We start from the raw sequence: 17,376 nt of genomic DNA, 5'->3' as shown, positions 1-17,376 counted from the left end.
CATCGCCACCATGGCGGCCGACGGCAAGACCACCACCTACACCTGGGACGCGGCCGGCAACCTCACCAAGTCCGCACTGCCCAACACCGAGACCGAGGACCGCACCTACGACCGCGCGGGCCGTCTCACCGCCGTCACCTCGGCCAAGGCCGGCACCACGGTCACCAAGACCGCGCTCACCCTCTCGGCGGCGGGCCTGCCCTCCCACATAGACGTCACCAGGGCCAGCATCGGAAGCGGCGGCTACGACCTCGCCTACGACACGGCCGGCCGCCTCACCACCGGCTGCGCACCCCAGCCGTGGGTCACCGGCTGCCCCACCACCCGTGCCACGTCCTACACCTACGACAAGGTCGGCAACCGCCTGACCTCCACTCTGGGCACCGCCTCGACCAGCTACGCCTACGACGCGGCCGACCAGCTCACCTCGAGCACCACCGGCTCCACCATCACGGCGTACGGCTACGACGGCGAGGGCAACCAGACCAAGGCGGGCAACGACACCTTCACCTACGACCTCGCCGGCCAGATCTCCGCCGCCACCGTCGCAGGCGCCGCCTACACCTACGACCACGACGCCGAGGGCAACCAGGTCACCGCCAGCAAGGACGGCGCGGTAACCAGCCGCACCCAGTGGGACCCGAACGCCCCATTGCCCATCCTGGCCAGTGAGTACGACAGCGCCTGGGCCCTCAAGCAGTCCTACCGCTACGACCCGCTCGGCCAGCCCACCGCCACCGCGACCGGCACCGGCACCGGGTCACTCTTCTACTACCACCACGACACCCAGGGCTCCCCGGTCGACGTCACCGGCAACACCGGCACCCTGTACCAGCGCTGGTCCTACGACTCCTTCGGCACCCGCGTCCTGGCCACCGCCACCAGCGGCGCCCCCGCGAGCACCCCGTCCTACACCGGCGCGCGCTACGAGACGACCACCGGCAATCTCGACCTGCACGCGCGCCAGTACAACACCGGCACCGGCCGCTTCACCCGACCCGACCCCGCCACCCGCGACCAGGCGACGCCTTACGTCTCGCCGTACGCCTACGCCGACAACGCCCCGACCCTCTACACCGACCCCAGCGGGCTGACCCCCGTGCCAGGCGATGACAACGGCAACGGAAAGGTCGACAGCCTCGGCGAAGGTCTGAAGATCTTCGGCAACGGCTTCCTGCGGGGCCTGAAGGCGCCCTACGAATTCATGGGCGACGCCCACGACGCCCTGACCGGAGAAAACGGCGGCGCCGGCGCCTTCCTCGACAAGTACCTGCCCGTCCGTCCCGCCTACCGGCTCTACCGAGCCGAGTACATGCTCCGCCAGCAAGGATGCGACGCGCTCGCCGACCAGTACGCCGACGCAGCCGACGAACTTACCCAACAGATCGCTGTCACCGGCATCGGCGGGCTCACCGGATGGCGCAGAGACGCTGTCAACCCCAGCGGCATTGCCGCCGAGGGCGAGATCGGCGCCATCACACGTCTCCTTTACGGCGCCCGCAAGGGGGAGGGGCTGCCCGGCTCAGTCGGTGTTCAGATCAGCAAGCGTCCTTCGGCGACGGAACTGGAGAACCTGACAGTTAAGCACGGCGTCGAATTCGCCGTAGTCTACAAACTGGGCCCCGGCCCCAAGGGCACAGGCGGTCAGTACTACCTCTACTCCGGCGTTTCCAATCGGGTACAGGTTCCCGTACGAGCTGACACCATCCTCGTCTACCACACGCACCCAAAGGGCTACGCCTACCCCAGCCCAGCAGACAAGAGACTCCTTGACGCCTTCGAAAAGGCCGGTTCTCCCATGCGCTCGTCACAGATCATTCCGGTTGGTAAGAGCGGTATGGTCGTCACCTTCACGAAACACGGGGTAACACCATGACAGAAGATCACGAGAGCCTGGACTACCTGTGGGACGGAACCGAAGACGGCTGGGTCGTCATCAGATCTGACCTCGGGCTCGGGACCATCTACAACACCGAGACATGCATGGCCCTCCTCCTGGAAGACGAAGCCGAGTACGAGCACGCCATCGAAGCGATGAACGAGCACGGCCGTCCCTTCCTGGACTCCATCCCGTAGGAAACGTGGTTGCCGCTCTGGCACCGAGGGCAGTCACCTCATGGCCAGCGGAGCAAGAGCTAGTCCGATTGCCCGCACCAGGTCTGCGGGACGCCAAGTCCGGCGTCCCGCAGACCTGGTACGTTGCCTGCTCATGGACGACGCCCACGACGCCCTGGCAGGAGAAGCCAGCGGCGCTGGCGCGCTAACTGACACGTAACGGCCAAGAGTGCCTGAACATCGATCTCAACACCTCGAACGCCGTTCGACGCCTCTCGACCCTCGCCACCCCGTTCCAGGCGGCGCGGGTGTGCTCAGTGCTGAACGAGAGGAGTTCGCGTTGGACGGCAGGCAGCAGCCCGGTGGCGCCGACGAGCCGCACCGTCCGCGTCGTCACCACCTCGCTCCTCCGCGTACTCAAGAGCGGCCAGGCACAGTACAACGGGGCCCTCAATGCCAGCCGCTAACCATCTTGACCAACTGCCCGGCGACGCCCCGCCGGAGCCCTCCAGCGGAGCGCCGTCGTGCAGGTCACTGTCCATACAGGCACCTTCGGAGAAGGGTGACGGAGGTCCTCACATGTCACCAGCGATCACGGGCGTGTCACCAGCCCAGCGGACGCACTCACGTCACAAGGCCATGACCTTGACTAACGCGCTCACCCCCGAACCAACTGGACGTCAATGAACGGCCTCTACGACAGGCGCCATGGAGTACCGCGGCTCCCCGCTGGCAAGACCTACCAAGATCCGGACCAGATGCGGACCAATTCGGATCGGCATCGGGCAACGCCACCCGTAGTCGCAGGTCGAAGGCGGCTGAGGCCGTGTACCACCAGCAGACGAAGAACATTCTGTGTTCTTACAGCCCTAAGAAACTCGGGCTCTTCCAGAGCCTAAAGTCGGGTTGCCTGGAGGTATTTTACGCTTCAGGCGCCCCGACATTACAGGTGCCCCTGTAATCAATTGGGTTCTTACAGCTACTGAACTTGAACGGGTGATGTCGGGGCGGTTTGCCTGACGGGTGCTGTTCGGCGCTGGTAGCCATCTGGGTGTGAGGTACGCACAGGGCGGCGGGTTGACCGCCGCGGGGAGGGCCGCCCGGAAGGGGGTCAGGCTGCAGGCCGTGGAGCGCTTCGAACGCGAGGAAGAGAACCGGGAGATCGCGGCCGCGCTGCGGGTCAGTGAGCGGTCGGTTGAGCGATGGCGCCGGGCTTGGCGAGAGCGGGGCGAGGCGGGATTGCTGTCCGCAGGCTCACCGGGACGGCCCAAACTCAGCGCGGCCCAGGTCGACAGGCTGGAAAGTGAGTTGGAGCGGGGACCGCTGGTCCACGGCTGGGCAGATCAGCGGTGGACGCCGCCGCGGGTGAAGACGCTGATCGGTCGCCTCTTCCATGTCTCGTACACCGTGGAGGGCACCTGGCAGTTGCTGAAGCGGCACGGCTGGTCATGGCAGCAGCCTGCTCGGCGGGCGATCGAGCGGGATGACGAAGCGGTCGAGCTGTGGAAGAAGGAGGTCTGGCCGCGGATAAGAGCACCGCGGCGGCGCTCGGGGCCTGGATCGTCTTTCAGGACAAGGCCGGCCAGTCGATGATGCCGCCGCGTGCCAGGACCTGGGGGCCGGGTCGGCCGCACTCCTGTGGTGCGAGTCCGCGGGCGGGGATCCGGACGGGTCTCGATGACAGGCATGGTCTGCTACAGGCGCGGGGAACGGTCGCGGCTGATCTACGCCGTGCGCGAGTACTGCGGCCGCAAAGACGAGCCGAAGGGCTTCGGCTGGCGCGATCTGCGGGATCTGCTTGTCCGAGCTCGCGTCCAGCTTGGCGGCCCGATCGTGCTCGTCTGGGACAACGTGCGGCTGCACGTGACCGCCGGGATGAGGGAGTGGGGCTGCTGCGCACGTGCACTGGCTCACCATCTTCCAACTGCCCGCATACGCACCTGACCTCAACCCGCAAGAAGGGATCTGGTCGCTGGTCAAGCGAGAGGTCGGCAACCTCGCCGCGGCCGACCTGGCCCAGATCACCAAGGCCGTCAAGCGCAGGCTCAAGCAGATCCAGTATCAACCGGACATAGTCGACGGCTGCCTCGCTGGCACTGGCCTTGCCATCCACGAGTAACGATCCCAGGGAACGGCCGACCTGCCACGTGGCCCTACGATCGCGGCACTCAGCCGAACGCTTGTACCCCACGAATTGAGTACCCCCGTGAGCGACGACGTCCTGTCGATCATTCCGACCGATCCCCAGTGGCAGCCCGACCGGGCGACGGCCGAGCGGACTGCCGCGCTTGCCGCGGACCTGGCGCCCGGCCTGCCCGATGGCGTGGGAGTCGAGATCGACGTCACCTGGCACGACGCCCTCACACCCGTCGACTGCGGCGACAACCTGGAACGGGTCGGCTGCCCGCACTGCGGCGCCTCGATCGATACCGAGTGGTACGCCGACCTGCTGGAAAGCCACTGTGAGGACGGCTTCGCCACCTTGGCCGTGAAAGTGCCCTGCTGCGGCGCCGCCACGTCGCTTGACGTGTTGGACTACGACTGGCCGTGCGGCTTCGCCCGCTTCGAGATCGCCATCTGGAACCCCGGACGTGACTGGTTCGGCGACGAGGAACTGACCACTATCGGCGCCACACTCGGGCACCCCGTGAAGCAGATCAGAGCCCGCATCTGACTCAGGTCTCAGCAGGAACCAAGTGCAGCCGTTCAGCCCGACGTCACCCATTCAAGTTCAGTACTGTCCGACATCCAAAGGACCCCACGAGCCGGCCGGTCACCGGACGGTCAGGTCGCGGGAGCCGACCGTGCCCGGGGTCGCCGCGCCGACGGAGGCGGCGACGTCGATGGTGCGGCCGTCCTCGAGGACGGCCGGGGTGCGCAGCATCCGGACCAGCTGCGCGAGGCGCTGCTCAAGGCGCGCGGCGGGCACCTGGACGACGGCGAACTCATTGCCTCCGAGGCGGCCGACGGACGCGCGAGGGCCCGCCGCCCACGTGTTGAGCCTGGCGGCGGTCGCCGTGAGGACAGCGTCCCCGGCCGGCTGCCCGAAGTCGTCGTTCACGGCCTTGAAGTGGTTTTCCTGGACTAACTCAGGTGGCGTTTGGGGCGTCATGATGGAGATCTCCATGCATGTGGAGGCGGGGCGCGGCGGCTTTGAAGGGTGGCCGCGCCCCGCGTGCTCGACAGGGGGGTATGAAAGCTGTGGAGGCAGGAAGCGCGCGTGGAGATCACTGAGCACGAGCTGGCCGATCCGTGGGAAGGACTTCTCGTCGCTCCTGCTCATGGCAGTGACGTTGGGGTGCTGGTCCTGGCAGGATCCAGCGGACGCATTGAACGCGAGCGGGCGCGCATCCTGGCGCAGCAAGGAGTCACAGCCCTGGCGATCCGTTGGTTCGGTGGGCCAGGTCAGAGCCCAGGCATCTGCGAAGTCCCCCTGGAGACTTTCACCACCGCCGTCGACGTCCTGCAACGTGAGGGAGCGCGACGCATCGGAATTCTTGGCGTGTCCAAGGGAGCTGAAGCAGCTTTGCTCACGGCGGTGCACGACCCCCGCGTGGACACGGTCGTCGCCCTGTCGCCCACCTCGCGGGTCTGGTGCAACGTCGGCCCAGGACGCGACGGAGCGCATCACCCATATCGCTCGTCCTGGACGTGGCAGGGGCGGCCACTACCCTTTGTCCCGATGGACGACTCGTGGACTTCTCCGGAGCCGGACAGCGGGCCCGTCGCCATCCGCGGGTGGTACGAACTCAGCGAACGGACCTTCGCTCACCTCCTTCCGCCGGCAGAGATTCCCGTGGAGACCGCCAGAGCGGACCTGCTGCTGATTGCGGGCGGCGACGACGCGATGTGGCCGTCGCTGCCCTTCGCCGAACAGCTGGCGCAACGCCGACGCGTGACCGGAGCCACTGTGCGGCTGATCGCGCGTGACGATGCCGGACACCGACCGCGCCTTCCTGGCGAGAGCCCCCCATCAGCGTCCCCGCACTTTCAGTACGGAGGCACGCCTGAAGCGGACGCGCTCCTCGGCAAGGCTGCATGGCCTCATGTCCTTGACGCGCTCGCCGGCGGGAGCCCATCGGTGCTCATCGGCTGAGGATGGAGGCCGATGTGTCTTGGCCACCAGGTCCCCACTCGGTTCCTGATCTGCGGGTCCCGACATTGGAGATGTGGCTTGGGCCGCGCGCGTAGCAGCCCGGTCCAGGGTGGCCAGCTTCTTGCCTGCGGCCTCGAGACTGACCTGGAGCCCCCTCCGCTACGTGGAGCCCGGCCGCTCAACTTGGCTTCTCTCATCCGGTGGTTGAGGATGTGGATGATCTCGATCAGTCGCTGCTATCCAGCCGTCAGGGCCTCCGGGGTCATGCCGCCGGCTGCGCGGGTGGCGGCCGTCAGCTCCCATCGTCGTAGCTCGAAAGCGGCGCCAATAGCACGTCGCCCCCATACTCTTCGTGGTTCCGTGACAGAGCCACCAGCCTCCTGGTGGCCTGGCTCACGGGTCGCTGACAGGCGTGTCGACCTGGTGGCTCATGCAAGAGCCACCAGGCCGACGCTGCTGGTGCATGTTGGTCACCGTCAGAGGCTGGCTCAAGCGCGTCCATTTTCGCCCGGACCTCGTCGACGGCCGCTTACGTACCTGCGCGAACACATCAACCTGGCGAAGACTGCTGCCGGATTGGGGATCAGTGAGGCCATCGCCCATGCCTATTCCGTGCAGAGCCTGCAGAATCGGGTGAGAATCATACGGAAGGGACGTCAGCATGAATGATCCGGTGATCAAGAACCTTCGCCCTCACACATGGTCATCGGAGGAATCCGTTGCCTACGAGGCGGCCATCGAGGCGATCAACGGTGTGATCGGCGTCTGCAGCGGCCTCCTCACCGACGCCGAGAACCGCGGCGTCGGTGAGGAGGCCTCCGCGTACCGTCGGCTGCGCGCCACCTGCCACCAGGAGCGGCGCGCCCTGCGCGCTGAGGACACCGAAGGCGTCGCCCGCGTCCGTGCCACCTACGCAGCGCGGCTGCGCGAGCTCATGGAGAACGAAGCGTGAGCCAGGACGACGCCACCCGCTTCCAACTGCCGACGGGAGGGAACCGCCGCATCGGGATCCCTCCCTGGCAGCTGACCGGCCCCACACCACAGATCCCGGCCATCGCAGTCTTCTTGATCGGCCAACCGGGCGCGGGCAAGACACCGGTCGCCCAACTCGCGGCCGCACAGCTCGACCGGCGGGGCGGATTCGCCGAAGAATTGACGCGAACCTGCTCGACCGGCTTCAGGAGGCCAAAGAACAAGGCTGGCTCGGCGAGGTCGCCGCGATCGAGGCCAGCCTCGCCGCCGTAGAGCAGAAACTCGCCACCATGCGCGACCTCGCTGCCCGGCACACCACCGTCCACCTCGGCATACCCGACTTTCGCAGCAGCGTCAGTACCGTCTCTCCAAAGCCTCAACGAGGCTGCGAAGTTCGCGCGACCGGCGGCGGGACATCGCCAGCATCGTGCACCAGGTGAAAGTGCACGCTGTGGTCCTCGGTGGCGCTCACTACCTTGATCAGGACAGCGACCAGGCCAAAGCTGATGGCCCCGGACTAGACGGTGTGCGGCATGATCGGCCTCCCTGCGCCCCGACCACCACCAGCGTATGGCCCTGTGCCGCAGGCGGCATCGCCGGTATCAGCGCAAGGTGGGTCGCGGCGAAGTAGAGGCCCACCACGGCGGTCAGCACTAGTGGTGCTTCGTTACGTGGGGTGATCCCGCCTGGTGGTGGGCATCTACCTCGGTATGAGGTTGGGGGAGGTGGAACGGTCCGGGGTGAGTTAGCGGAGTTCGTTGTCGATGCTTTCGGGTCGTTGCCTCGGCGGGATCAGCGGCGGTGGGGCGCGTGTTGCGTGCGGGGTCTGGTGCTGGACGACCGCCGGAAGTCAATTCAGCCGATGGCCGAGCGGCTGCCGGACGGGACATGCAGGCCCTGCAGCCGGCCGCACAGAGATACCGCCACTACTACCTCATGAGGACCAACTGACATGTTCGACCGGGAAGAAGCTGAGCGCAGAGCTGCAGACTTCCTCGCTAGGGAAAGCAAAGCATGGGGGCCATCCTCCCGCGTCAGGCTCATTCCCGAGTACTGCTTCGTGGACGGAGGACAGTTCATCGCCCTCTACGACCACATCGACTATCTCGACCACGGCCAGGAGGATATGCAACTCGGTGGAAACTTGCCCATCGCGGTCGATTCGGCATCCGGGTTCTGCCGCTTCGTAGATTGGGATGATATGGACGACTTCGTGGAACGCGGTCTGCTCGAGTAGACGCACGCTTGAGCACCCGCGGGGGCCTCACCATGAGCAACACGGTAAGGCCCAAGTCAGCGGCAGACTGTGCGCCAGAACGGGCGTATGGGCGTTGTGATGCGAGTTCCACATCCCTCGACCGCATTCGAACTTTTCCATCGCCTTCGACGGGAGGGTGACATTGAAGTACCACCCTGACGACATCGCCGCCGAACTCGATACGGCGAGGTACTTGCGAAGGCGTGAGAGCCAGTTCTTCCGCTCAGGCGCCTACGACGCGGTCGAACTGGCGGGAATGATCGCCACCGAGGCTCTGACTCTGGGTGCGGAGACAGTTCAGATTCAGTCCGAGGGGGATTGGCTGATCGTGACCGCCGATAAGGACTGGCTGGAGCCCTACGGCCAAGAGGCGTTTCACACGATCACTCCGTTCCCGGAGGCCGGAGTCAACAGCATGCTGGCGGAAGTTCTCGCCGTAGCCTTCTCGGCGGCGGCGATCACCTTCACGCGCGCCGGATCCGTCGTGATCAAGGGGCAGGGAGCGCCCCCCTCATCACGGGTCGGCCAGAAAGCAGTAAGGGCATTCGCCTTCCGGCGCCAGCGCGAGGCTTAACACTCGGCATGACCTCGACGCGCGGTCGCACGAACCGCCGGATTCATACGACCGCGCGTCGAGCCGTGGGTCCCCTGCCCCCTCCGGCGCAGAGGAAGGCCGCGACGTTCGCTTCGGTCGAGCCCAGCAACAGTCGGCCGTGATCACGCAGCTCCCGGACGGCGGGTCAGGTGTCGACGGGTCAGTCGCGGATGCCGTCGATGTCCACCAGAACGTGCCGCGGTCCGCGGAAGATCTGGTTGTGCCGGTACGGCGGCGGGTCCTCCACAAGCCGGGGGTTCTCCACCCGGCGCACGAACTCGCCGACCGCGGCCTGGACCTCGAGTCGGGCGAGCGGGGCGCCGAAGCAGAAGTGAATGCCCTGGCTGAATCCGAGGTGCTCGTTGTCGCGGCGTTCGAGGTCGATTTCGTCAGGGTCGGTGAACCGTTCCGGGTCGCGGTTCGCCGAGCCGTACACCAGGAAGATCGGCGCCCCCTTCGGGATGGTGGTGCCCGCGATGTCGATGTCTTCCAGGGCGGAGCGGGTGTGCCAGAACTGCACGGACGACTCGAAGCGCAGCAGTTCCTCCACCGCGGGCACGATCAGCTCCGGGTGGCGGCGCAGCTTCTCGAGGGCCTCCGGGTGCCGCAGCAGGGTGAGCACGCTGTGGGCTATGAGGTTGACCGTGGTCTCGTGCCCCGCGAAGATCAGGAGCAGGGCGTTGCTCACGAGCACGCCCTTGGACATCCGTCCCTCCGTGGCGTCCTCGTTGACCAAGGCGGAGAGCATGCCAGGTCCGGGCTGGTGGGCGTAGCGGTCGAGCAGTTCGGCCGCGAACCGCCCGAAGTCCTGCACGGCCTGCCGGGCCCCGGCCAGCCGGCTCTGAATCTCTTCGGAGGCGGCCTCGGGGCCGAAGTCCAGAGCGTCCAGGGCCGTTTCGATCCAGTGGTGGAAGCGTGGTTCGTCCTCCAGTGGCACGCCCAGAACCTTGCAGATCACCGTCACCGGCAGGGGGTAGGCGAAGTCGTCGACGGCGTCGATCCGGGTTGTGCCCCTCATGTCGTCCAGGAGGCCGTCCGCGAGACGGCGGATGTCGGGCTCCAGGTCGGAGATCAGGTGGGGCGCATGGGGCGGGCCGACGAAGTGCGGCATCATCATCTGGCGGTCACGGTCGTGCTCGGGTGGATCGCAGGTGATGATGTTCGGCTCGGTCAGCGCCTCTCTGATCGGCTCGGCCGCCTGGTCCCCCAAGCCCTCGTCAGGGGCCGGGGCGGGGCGCTTTCGTGGATCCGAACTCACCCGGGGGTCGTGGAGCAGCGTGACGATTTCCCGGTAGGTGCTGACGACGTAGGTACCGTCCGGTTGCCGGGCCACCGGGGTTTTGCGCAGCTCCTCGTAGAAGGGGTACGGGTTGGCGCGGTTGGCGTAACGCAGGGCCTGTTGCCAGGGGCTTTCCTCGGCCACGAGGTTCCCCTCCTTCTTCCTGTCGGTGCTGTCCGCCGACCCGCCCGGCCGACGGGCGGGTCAGCGACGGGGCGGCCGGAACGCAGCCGTCCGCTCGCTCGGGGCATGGCCGGTCAGAACGACGTCGGGGATCGCCGTCGGGACCCTGGGGTCCGGGAACTCGGCCGGCATCGGTTTCATGTCGGTCGGCCGGTCCCAGCCGGGAGGTGGAGGCGGGAAGGGACCGGACTGCTCGATCAGCTTGCCGTAGTACTCCAGCCACTTGCCGTGATCGAAGGCGACGGCGGCGACGATGCGGCCCCGGTGACCGTAGGCGGCGGCGAAGTGGCGCTCCTCGACCGACCCCTGGGTGAAGACGATCTCGTCGCCGAAAGGCGGCACCCCGACGGACTTGATGTTCACGCCGAACTGACCGGACCAGAAGCCGGGCAGCAGCAGATGCGGACGATAGTGGGGTTCCAGGTTCACCATGTTGTGGGCCGCGGCTTCGGCGCCGAGAACGGCGTTGTCCCAGTGCTCCATCGCGAGGAACTGGTACTCGTACAGCACGTGTGGCGCACGCGCCACGTCCCCTGCCACGAAGATGCTGTCGGTGACTACGCCGTTGATGTCGAAGGCACGACCGCCGGCGTCGCACCCGACGCCCCAGAAACCGGCCGCCAGCCCGGAGCCCTCCAGCCATTCCACGTTGCGGATCGACCCCAGCGAGGCCACCACCACGTCGGCGTCGACGATGGATCCGTCCGACAGACGCGCACGCCGCACATGTCCGCCGGAGTCGCCCTCCAGCGACGACACGCCCAGACCGCAGCGCAGGTCCACACCGTGATCGCGCTGCATCTGTGCGGCGATCTCCCCGATCACCCCGCCGAGCGCACCGACCAGGGGCGCCGAACCCCGCTCGACGACGGTCACCGGGATGTCGAGCTCCCGGCAGACCGAAGCCACCTCGGAGCCGATGAACCCGGCGCCGATCACCAGCACGCGCGAAGGCGGCTCGGCCAACTCCTTCTGCAACTGCTCCGCGTCATCACGCGAGCGAATCGTGTGGACACCGTCCAAGGCGGCCTCGTCCGGGTTCGGCCACTGCCGCGCGCGGGTGCCCGTGGCTATCAGCAACCGGTCGTAGGGCACCTGTTCACCATTCGCCAGGAGCACGTGCTTGGTGGCCCGGTCCAGCCCGACAGCGGCCACCCCGAGCCGCCAGTCCGCGTCCACTTCCCGCATACGGGGCAGCTTCGTGTGGTCGGCCGGCACCCAGCCCTTGAGCACCTGCTTGGACAGCGGGGGACGGTCGTACGGCTCGTAGGGCTCGTCGCCGATGATGGTCAGAGAACCGGTGAAGCCCTCCTCGCGCAAGGCCTCCGCGGCCCGCAGCCCGGCCAGGGAGGCACCCACGATGACGATCCGGGCGCTGGCCCGGAACTCGCGCACCAACTCCGCGACCGTTGCCCGCAAGGTCATGACCTATCGCCCCGTACCACGCCGTTCAAGCGGTCGATCACGATCGCCTGCACCGGGCAGGCGGCAGCCGCGCGCTCGACCTGCAGGCGCCGCTCGTCATCGGGATTCGGCTCGTAGGTGAGCGCCTCCTGACCGTTCAACCGGAAGACCTCATGCGCCAGATACACACACTGTGCGTATCCCTGACATCGATTCAGGTCCACCACGATCCGCATGGGCAGACTCCTTCCGCTCTGCCGCGCACCCCGTGCCGGCGACCGTCGGCCCGGTCACGCTGTGGGGGCGCCTCTCCCTGCCCTGTGTCGGGCGACCCGACGGCGAACGTCCCCTCTCTCACCCCAGGACAGCGGCTGAGCGGGTCCTGTCCTGTTCGCTGCGTCGCTGTCTTCGCAGAGACGTCCGTCGGAGTGGCGCAGCACGAAGGACGCATCCCTCGTCCCATGAGGCCGGCATGCAAGGCTCGGCCCGCCGGCGCCCTGTAAAAATTTTCGCGCCCCCCTCCGACGATCGCAAACCGCCGTATCGGGACCCGGCATGTCGAGCTCGCCGACGCTTGATCCACTAAGGAATGCGAAACTCGAATTCGGGACGGTCCCAGGGCACGGCCGGCGGGTTCGCGAAGGCGGTTCCGGTCCGCACCGCACCGACTCGTTGGTAGAAGCCCGCGGCGGGCAGATGCGACACGACCCTGACCCGGTCGAGCCCGGCGGCACGGGCCTCGGACCGCATGTGCGCGACGAGCAGCCGTCCGATGCCGCGTCCTTGCGCTTCGTCGGCGACGAACAGCAGGTCGAGCTCCGGTGGACTGAGGACGAGCGAGTAGAACCCGAGGACCCGGCCTCCCTGCTCGTCGGCGCCGACGGCCACGAAGACGCGGTGTGCCTCGATGTAATCAGGACCGACCCGGTAGCCCGAGACCGCGGATGCGTACTTCCCTTCGTAGGCGCTTGAGCCACGCACGAGCCGCGTGAGCCGTTTGGCATCCCGCGCCACGGCCCGCCGTATGGTGATCGACCGACTGAGCGAGGAATTGCGTGAACCCATCGGACAAGTATTTCGCACTGGGGAGTGCCCTCGTGCGGTGGGTGCGGCGGGCTGGGCATCGGCGGCTTCCGGCTCGGCTTCTTCCAGGCGCGTGCGAAAGGGCGCCTGCCCTGGGTTTCTACCCGTCAGGCGCCCTTCGCCGCGTCACTCTCGGCCAATTTCCACCTGCGCGACCAGTTCCTCCGCGGCCTTCACCGCTCCGCCTCCCGACGGCGAAGGCCGTCGAGGATGACGTTCATCAGGGGACGTGCCGTGGAGTCCCAGGTATCCCGGTCCAGTCGGCCGAGGTAGGCGATGAGCAGGAGGACCCCGTGGGCGTCCACGTCCGTGCGGAGGGAACCGGCCGCCTTTCCTGCGTCCAGCAGGTGCGCGAGGGCGCCTTCGATGGGGTTCTGGCTGTGGGCGACCAGGTCCTGCCACGCCGCCGGCTGGAGCGCTGCAAGGACACCGCGCTTGATCTCGGCGTAGTCGATCACTCGGTCGAGCCAGTGACGCAAGGCGTCCACGGGCTCGTGTTCCGCCAGCAGGGTGGAGGCGGCGGCCACGAGCTCTTCGACGTCGCGCCGGTAGACCTCGGCGAGGAGTGCCTCCCGGTTGGGAAAGTTCCGGTAGAGCGTTCCCTGCCCCACCCCGGCGCGCTTGGCGATCTCGTTGAGGTGGACGTGGTGGGACTCGGCGAGGGCTGCGCGGGCGGCCTCCACGATGCGGTTCCGGTTCCGCTCCGCGTCCGGACGGCGTGCTGGCGCGTTCATGGGCCTCTCCCGAAGTTCCGCCTCTGACAAGTGGACACGTGTCCGGTAACCTGAATCAGGTAGCGGACACGTGTCCACTTTACTTGGAGGCAGTCGTGTTCCCTCTTCACGACAAGATCGTCGCCATCACCGGAGCGAGTGGCGGCATCGGCGAAGCCACGGCCCGTCTGCTCGCCCGGCGTGGCGCCGCGGTCGTCCTCGCCGCGCGCCGCGGCGAGCGCATCGACGCCATAGCGCGGGACATGCGGGAGGAGGGGGGCCGTGCTGCCACGTGCGTCGTCGACGTCACCAAGGCCGAGGACCTGCGGCGCCTGGTCTCCCGCACCGTCGACCGATACGGCCGTATCGACGTGCTGGTGAACAACGCCGGCGTCGCCCCGATCAGTCCGCTGGCCGCCCTCGACACCGAAGGCTGGTCCGCCATGATCGATGCCAACCTCCGGGGCATGCTCAACGGCGTCGCTGCCGCGCTGCCCGTCTTCCGCGAGCAAGGGTCGGGCCACCTGGTCAGCATCGTCTCCGTGGCGGGCCTGACCGTGTCCCCCTCGATGGCTGTCTACGCCGCGACCAAGAACGCGGTGCGCACCGTCCACGAGGGACTCCGCACGGAGTCCACCGACGGGGTGGTCCGCACGACGGCCATCTCGCCGGGCTACGTCCGCACCGATCTCGCCGACTCCATGGCGGACCCGCACATCCGCGAGCAGACGCGCAAGAACATGGACGCGATGGGCATCCCTCCGGAGGCGGTCGCCCGCGCGGTGGCCTTCGCGATCGAGCAGCCCGACGACGTCGAGATCGGCGAGATCACCGTCCGCCCCACCGTCCAGGCATGACACTTGCCGTCCCTGGTCGCCAGAGGCGACAGCGGAGTGGCGCACGCAGCTACGCCTCTCCAACGCGCACGTCCTCCGCGCCGAAGGCCAGGAGGTCAGCGGTCACCGGGCGGCGAGGCTGCGGCCACTTCGCCACTCGGAGCTGCGGCCTCCGGCGCCGGAAGGGCGTCCTTGGCGGCGTTGTCGGACCTCGCCAGCAGCCAGTACAGCGTGGCCGGAACGGCAAGGCCGACGATCCAGGACACGTCCGCGCCGCCGAGCGGTGCGACGAGCGGTCCGGTGTAGAACGACGTCGCCAGGAAGGGGAGTTGGGCCAGGACGCCGATCGCGTAGACGATCAGCGCGTTGGCGCGCCAGGCGCCGTAGCGGCCGTGGGGGTCGAAGAGGGCGGGGATGTCGTAGCGCTCGCGGGAGATCAGGTAGTAGTCGACGAGGTTGATGGCCGACCAAGGCGTGAAGAAGGTCAGCAGGAACAGCAGGAAGTCCTTGAACGAGACGAGGAAGCTGTCCTTGCCGAGCAGAGCCAGCGCGGTGCCCGCCACCATGATCGCGGCGATGTACGCGGCCCGGCCGCGCGGCGACAGGGTCCGTTGTCCACGGAAGCCGCTGATCCCCGTGACCATGGAGATGAAGCCGCCGTAGGTGTTGAGGACGTTGATGGTGAGCTTGCCCAGGGCGATGACGAAGTACAGGAGCGACGCGGCCGCGCCGGCACCGCCGAGCGAGACGACGTAACCGACCTGGTCGTCGAGGAACCGTTCCCCGGCGCTCGCCGCCACCAGCACGCCGAACGTCATGGACCACTGGGAGCCGAGCGCCGAGCCCGACAGCGTCCACCAGAACGTCGCCCGGGCACTGGTCGTGCGCGGCAGGTAGCGCGAGTAGTCGGCCACGTACGGGCCGAAGGCGAGCTGCCAGGACGCGGACAGCGACATGGCCAGCAGGAACATCGGCAGGGAGAAGTGGGCGTCGCCGAGGAGCGCGCCCACGTCGACGCGGTCGAGCAGCCGGATGCCCAGGAAGACGAAGGCGACGGCGCAGACGGCGCTCGCGACTCGGCCCACGACGTGGATGACGCGGTAACCGATGGCGGCCACGACGGCGGTGAGCAGGGCGAAGACGATGATGCCCGCGGTGTCGTTGGTATGGGTGAGGCGGGCGGTGGCCTGCCCGGCGAGCACGCTGCCGCTCGCGAAGAAGCCGACGTACATCAGGATGACCAGGAGCAGGGGCACCGCGGCGCCCCGGACGCCGAACTGTGCTCGCGACTGGATCATCTGCGGCAGCCCGAGTCTCGGGCCCTGCGCGGAGTGCAGCGCCATGACGGCGCCGCCCAGCAGGTTGCCGGCGACCAGTCCCACCAGCGACCAGACGACGTCGCCGCCGAACACGACGGCGAGGGCACCGGTGACGATGGCGGTGATCTGGAGGTTCGCACCGAGCCAGAGCGTGAACTGGTTGAACGCGCGGCCGTGCCGCTCACCGTCGGGCACCACGTCGATGGAATGTCGCTCGATCACGCCGTCGGCTCGGCCGGGGCCATCCGTGGTGTGCGCGTCCATGTGGTCTGTACGACCTGCCCCGGTCATCGTCTGCCCTCCGCGTGCTCGCCCACCCGTCCTGCATATTGCCATGCAGACTCTGGCCCACTGAATGATTTGTCAATACCCTGCTGGCCGGGCAGTGATTGGCTCACGTCTGGGGGCCGGACCGGGGCGGGTTGCTGGTTCCGTGCGGCCGTGCGGGCAGGGATTACGAGCGTGGTGCGCGGGGCGGCCTCGGGGATGACGGGGAAGGCGCCCGCCTGCCGGCACTTGTCGTCACCGCGGCGCAGCACGTGCAGTCGGCAGTACACGTCACGCCGTCCGCCTGTTCTGTCCGGCTCGCGTCCTACGCTGGTCCTGTGCGCACAGTGGAGTTGCTGCCCGACGAGGCGACCGAGGCGCGGGTGCGGCGGGTCTGGGGGCGGCTCGCGGAGACGGGGATGCCCAGTCTGGCTGCCCACCGGCATGCGACCAATCGGCCTCACCTCACGCTGACCACCGCGTCCGAGCTGCCCTGGGACGTGCGGCCTGCGCTCGCGGGAGCGCTCTCGGTGCTTCCCCTACCGCTGCGGCTGGAGGGGACGCTTCGCTTCGAGGGGCGAACTTCCGTGCTGGCATGGCGTGTCGTGGCCGAGACCGAGCTGGCCACCCTGCAGCGGCGGGTATGGGAGTTGCTGCCCGGGGCCGGGAATCCGCTGTTCGAGCCGGCGAACTGGGTGCCCCACCTCAGCCTCGGCCGGTCGCGGTCCGGACCCGACTCCTGGCCTGCGGAACTCCTGCCCGCCGAGCTGTCCGAGCCCTGGGAGGGCCGGTTCGCCACGGCACGGAGTTACGACACGGGGTCGCGGGCCGTGGAGCCGCTCACCTAGGCGCTCCGGCACGGGAATTGGGAGGCGGCGGGTGGAGGTGGGGACCGACGTGGTCGCCTCCGGAGGCCGCGACTGGGCGACGAAGTTCCCGAGGCGACGCGCATGTTCCCCGCTGCTCCACGGCGCTGGCACGTCGGAGTCGCCTGCCGCGGTATCGGTAACGTGGCCGTCAGATGCGTGGAGCGTCCGCCTGGTCCGGCTGACGGCCTGCGGCGGAGAGTGACGAGGTGGGAATGAGTGAGCTGACGAAGCCCGAGGTCGAGGTTCCGGAAGGTGACGCTCCTACCGAGCTGACCATTCGGGATCTGGTCGTCGGGGACGGTGCTGAGGTCAAGTCCGGCATGGTGGTGCGGGTTCACTATGTCGGGGTGACCTTCGCGTCCGGGAAGGAGTTCGACGCGTCCTGGGACCGGGGGGAGCCGTTCAAGTTCGCCCTCGGCGGGGGCAAGGTCATCAAGGGGTGGGACC

18 protein-coding genes and 2 pseudogenes are annotated in these 17,376 nt (G+C 67.9%); 13 read left to right on the top strand and 7 right to left on the bottom strand.

All coding sequences use genetic code 11. The features are described from left to right. The 4 genes and pseudogenes from CCN33_RS21995 to CCN33_RS21970 all read left to right on the top strand — a co-directional run. Positions 1-1,876 (top strand): RHS repeat domain-containing protein (locus CCN33_RS21995; RefSeq protein WP_279628193.1); only part of this gene is annotated, 1,876 nt, incomplete at its 5' end. Beyond that, the gene (locus CCN33_RS21990) at positions 1,873-2,076 is read left to right on the top strand and encodes a hypothetical protein (RefSeq protein ID WP_086695260.1); all 204 of its coding nucleotides are present in this window, start codon (positions 1,873-1,875) and stop codon (positions 2,074-2,076) included. The genes CCN33_RS21995 and CCN33_RS21990, both read left to right, overlap by 4 nt. A 1,032-nt stretch (positions 2,077-3,108) precedes the next feature. Beyond that, positions 3,109-4,174 (top strand): annotated as a pseudogene (locus tag CCN33_RS33870) (IS630 family transposase). Positions 4,175-4,261: 87 nt separating this feature from the next. Beyond that, positions 4,262-4,729, top strand: coding sequence for a hypothetical protein (locus tag CCN33_RS21970; RefSeq protein WP_086695258.1), 468 nt, complete (start codon positions 4,262-4,264; stop codon positions 4,727-4,729). A gap of 99 nt (positions 4,730-4,828) precedes the next feature. On the opposite strand, the gene CCN33_RS21965 is transcribed toward CCN33_RS21970, so the two are convergent. Next, positions 4,829-5,167, bottom strand: coding sequence for a diguanylate cyclase domain-containing protein (locus CCN33_RS21965; protein ID WP_244173898.1), 339 nt, complete (start codon positions 5,165-5,167; stop codon positions 4,829-4,831). A gap of 108 nt (positions 5,168-5,275) precedes the next feature. Here CCN33_RS21965 and CCN33_RS21960 point away from each other — a divergent pair, with 108 nt between their 5' ends. The 6 genes and pseudogenes from CCN33_RS21960 (at position 5,276) to CCN33_RS21935 (ending at position 8,955) form a co-directional block, all read left to right on the top strand. Then, on the top strand, positions 5,276-6,151 hold the full coding sequence (locus tag CCN33_RS21960; protein WP_086695256.1) for an acyl-CoA thioester hydrolase/BAAT C-terminal domain-containing protein: 876 nt from the start codon (positions 5,276-5,278) through the stop codon (positions 6,149-6,151). Between the two features lie 661 nt (positions 6,152-6,812). Continuing rightward, positions 6,813-7,103: a hypothetical protein gene (locus CCN33_RS21955; protein ID WP_086695255.1), complete on the top strand. Its 291-nt coding sequence runs from the start codon at positions 6,813-6,815 to the stop codon at positions 7,101-7,103. Then, positions 7,100-7,396 carry a zeta toxin family protein gene (locus CCN33_RS33865; RefSeq protein WP_425275863.1) on the top strand — a complete coding sequence of 99 codons (297 nt, stop codon included), beginning with the start codon at positions 7,100-7,102 and terminating at the stop codon, positions 7,394-7,396. Before CCN33_RS21955 ends, CCN33_RS33865 begins: the two co-directional genes overlap by 4 nt. Positions 7,397-7,833: 437 nt before the next feature. After that, positions 7,834-8,009, top strand: a pseudogene (locus CCN33_RS33860) (transposase); the annotation flags it as partial. Positions 8,010-8,075: 66 nt separating this feature from the next. Further along, positions 8,076-8,360 carry a hypothetical protein gene (locus CCN33_RS21940; protein ID WP_086695254.1) on the top strand — a complete coding sequence of 95 codons (285 nt, stop codon included), beginning with the start codon at positions 8,076-8,078 and terminating at the stop codon, positions 8,358-8,360. A 157-nt stretch (positions 8,361-8,517) separates the two neighbouring features. After that, on the top strand, positions 8,518-8,955 hold the full coding sequence (locus tag CCN33_RS21935) for a hypothetical protein (RefSeq protein ID WP_140394618.1): 438 nt from the start codon (positions 8,518-8,520) through the stop codon (positions 8,953-8,955). 181 nt (positions 8,956-9,136) lie between these two features. Here CCN33_RS21935 and CCN33_RS21930 read toward each other — a convergent pair whose 3' ends face one another. The 5 genes from CCN33_RS21930 to CCN33_RS21910 all read right to left on the bottom strand — a co-directional run bounded on the left by CCN33_RS21930 (position 9,137) and on the right by CCN33_RS21910 (position 13,659). Then, positions 9,137-10,399, bottom strand: coding sequence for a cytochrome P450 (locus CCN33_RS21930; protein ID WP_086695252.1), 1,263 nt, complete (start codon positions 10,397-10,399; stop codon positions 9,137-9,139). Positions 10,400-10,459: 60 nt separating this feature from the next. Continuing rightward, positions 10,460-11,863, bottom strand: coding sequence for an NAD(P)/FAD-dependent oxidoreductase (locus CCN33_RS21925; protein WP_086695251.1), 1,404 nt, complete (start codon positions 11,861-11,863; stop codon positions 10,460-10,462). Beyond that, complete coding sequence (locus CCN33_RS21920) at positions 11,860-12,078, bottom strand: ferredoxin (protein WP_086695250.1); 219 nt, start codon at positions 12,076-12,078, stop codon at positions 11,860-11,862. The genes CCN33_RS21925 and CCN33_RS21920 overlap by 4 nt, the downstream gene beginning before the upstream one ends. Positions 12,079-12,424: 346 nt before the next feature. After that, the gene (locus tag CCN33_RS21915; protein ID WP_086695249.1) at positions 12,425-12,907 is read right to left on the bottom strand and encodes a GNAT family N-acetyltransferase; all 483 of its coding nucleotides are present in this window, start codon (positions 12,905-12,907) and stop codon (positions 12,425-12,427) included. A gap of 191 nt (positions 12,908-13,098) precedes the next feature. Next, on the bottom strand, positions 13,099-13,659 hold the full coding sequence (locus CCN33_RS21910) for a TetR/AcrR family transcriptional regulator (RefSeq protein ID WP_086695248.1): 561 nt from the start codon (positions 13,657-13,659) through the stop codon (positions 13,099-13,101). Positions 13,660-13,754: 95 nt separating this feature from the next. Here CCN33_RS21910 and CCN33_RS21905 point away from each other — a divergent pair, with 95 nt between their 5' ends. Further along, entirely contained in the window at positions 13,755-14,495 is a 741-nt protein-coding gene (locus tag CCN33_RS21905; protein ID WP_086695247.1) for an SDR family oxidoreductase, read from the top strand. 95 nt (positions 14,496-14,590) lie between these two features. Here CCN33_RS21905 and CCN33_RS21900 read toward each other — a convergent pair whose 3' ends face one another. After that, the gene (locus CCN33_RS21900; RefSeq protein WP_086695246.1) at positions 14,591-16,057 is read right to left on the bottom strand and encodes a purine-cytosine permease family protein; all 1,467 of its coding nucleotides are present in this window, start codon (positions 16,055-16,057) and stop codon (positions 14,591-14,593) included. Positions 16,058-16,398: 341 nt separating this feature from the next. Between CCN33_RS21900 and CCN33_RS21895 the strand changes: the two genes are divergently transcribed. Next, entirely contained in the window at positions 16,399-16,908 is a 510-nt protein-coding gene (locus tag CCN33_RS21895; RefSeq protein ID WP_167387917.1) for a 2'-5' RNA ligase family protein, read from the top strand. Between the two features lie 233 nt (positions 16,909-17,141). After that, on the top strand, positions 17,142-17,376 hold a 235-nt coding region (locus tag CCN33_RS21890), incomplete at its 3' end, for an FKBP-type peptidyl-prolyl cis-trans isomerase (protein WP_208621828.1).

The sequence above is a fragment of the Streptomyces recifensis genome, from assembly GCF_002154615.1.
In the GTDB taxonomy this organism is placed as follows: domain Bacteria; phylum Actinomycetota; class Actinomycetes; order Streptomycetales; family Streptomycetaceae; genus Streptomyces; species Streptomyces griseoluteus.
Note: the sequence above shows the minus strand (reverse complement) of the source record. Positions and strands in the feature narration are given on the sequence as shown.

What these genes read in the sequence shown, in the direction of transcription:
- CCN33_RS21990 (WP_086695260.1), top strand. Translation starts at nt 1,873, where the DNA reads ATGACAGAAGATCACGAGAGCCTGGACTACCTGTGGGACGGAACCGAA.
- CCN33_RS21965 (WP_244173898.1), bottom strand. Translation starts at nt 5,167, where the DNA reads ATGACGCCCCAAACGCCACCTGAGTTAGTCCAGGAAAACCACTTCAAG.
- CCN33_RS21955 (WP_086695255.1), top strand. Translation starts at nt 6,813, where the DNA reads ATGAATGATCCGGTGATCAAGAACCTTCGCCCTCACACATGGTCATCG.
- CCN33_RS21940 (WP_086695254.1), top strand. Translation starts at nt 8,076, where the DNA reads ATGTTCGACCGGGAAGAAGCTGAGCGCAGAGCTGCAGACTTCCTCGCT.
- CCN33_RS21925 (WP_086695251.1), bottom strand. Translation starts at nt 11,863, where the DNA reads ATGACCTTGCGGGCAACGGTCGCGGAGTTGGTGCGCGAGTTCCGGGCC.
- CCN33_RS21920 (WP_086695250.1), bottom strand. Translation starts at nt 12,078, where the DNA reads ATGCGGATCGTGGTGGACCTGAATCGATGTCAGGGATACGCACAGTGT.
- CCN33_RS21915 (WP_086695249.1), bottom strand. Translation starts at nt 12,907, where the DNA reads ATGGGTTCACGCAATTCCTCGCTCAGTCGGTCGATCACCATACGGCGG.
- CCN33_RS21910 (WP_086695248.1), bottom strand. Translation starts at nt 13,659, where the DNA reads ATGAACGCGCCAGCACGCCGTCCGGACGCGGAGCGGAACCGGAACCGC.
- CCN33_RS21900 (WP_086695246.1), bottom strand. Translation starts at nt 16,057, where the DNA reads ATGGACGCGCACACCACGGATGGCCCCGGCCGAGCCGACGGCGTGATC.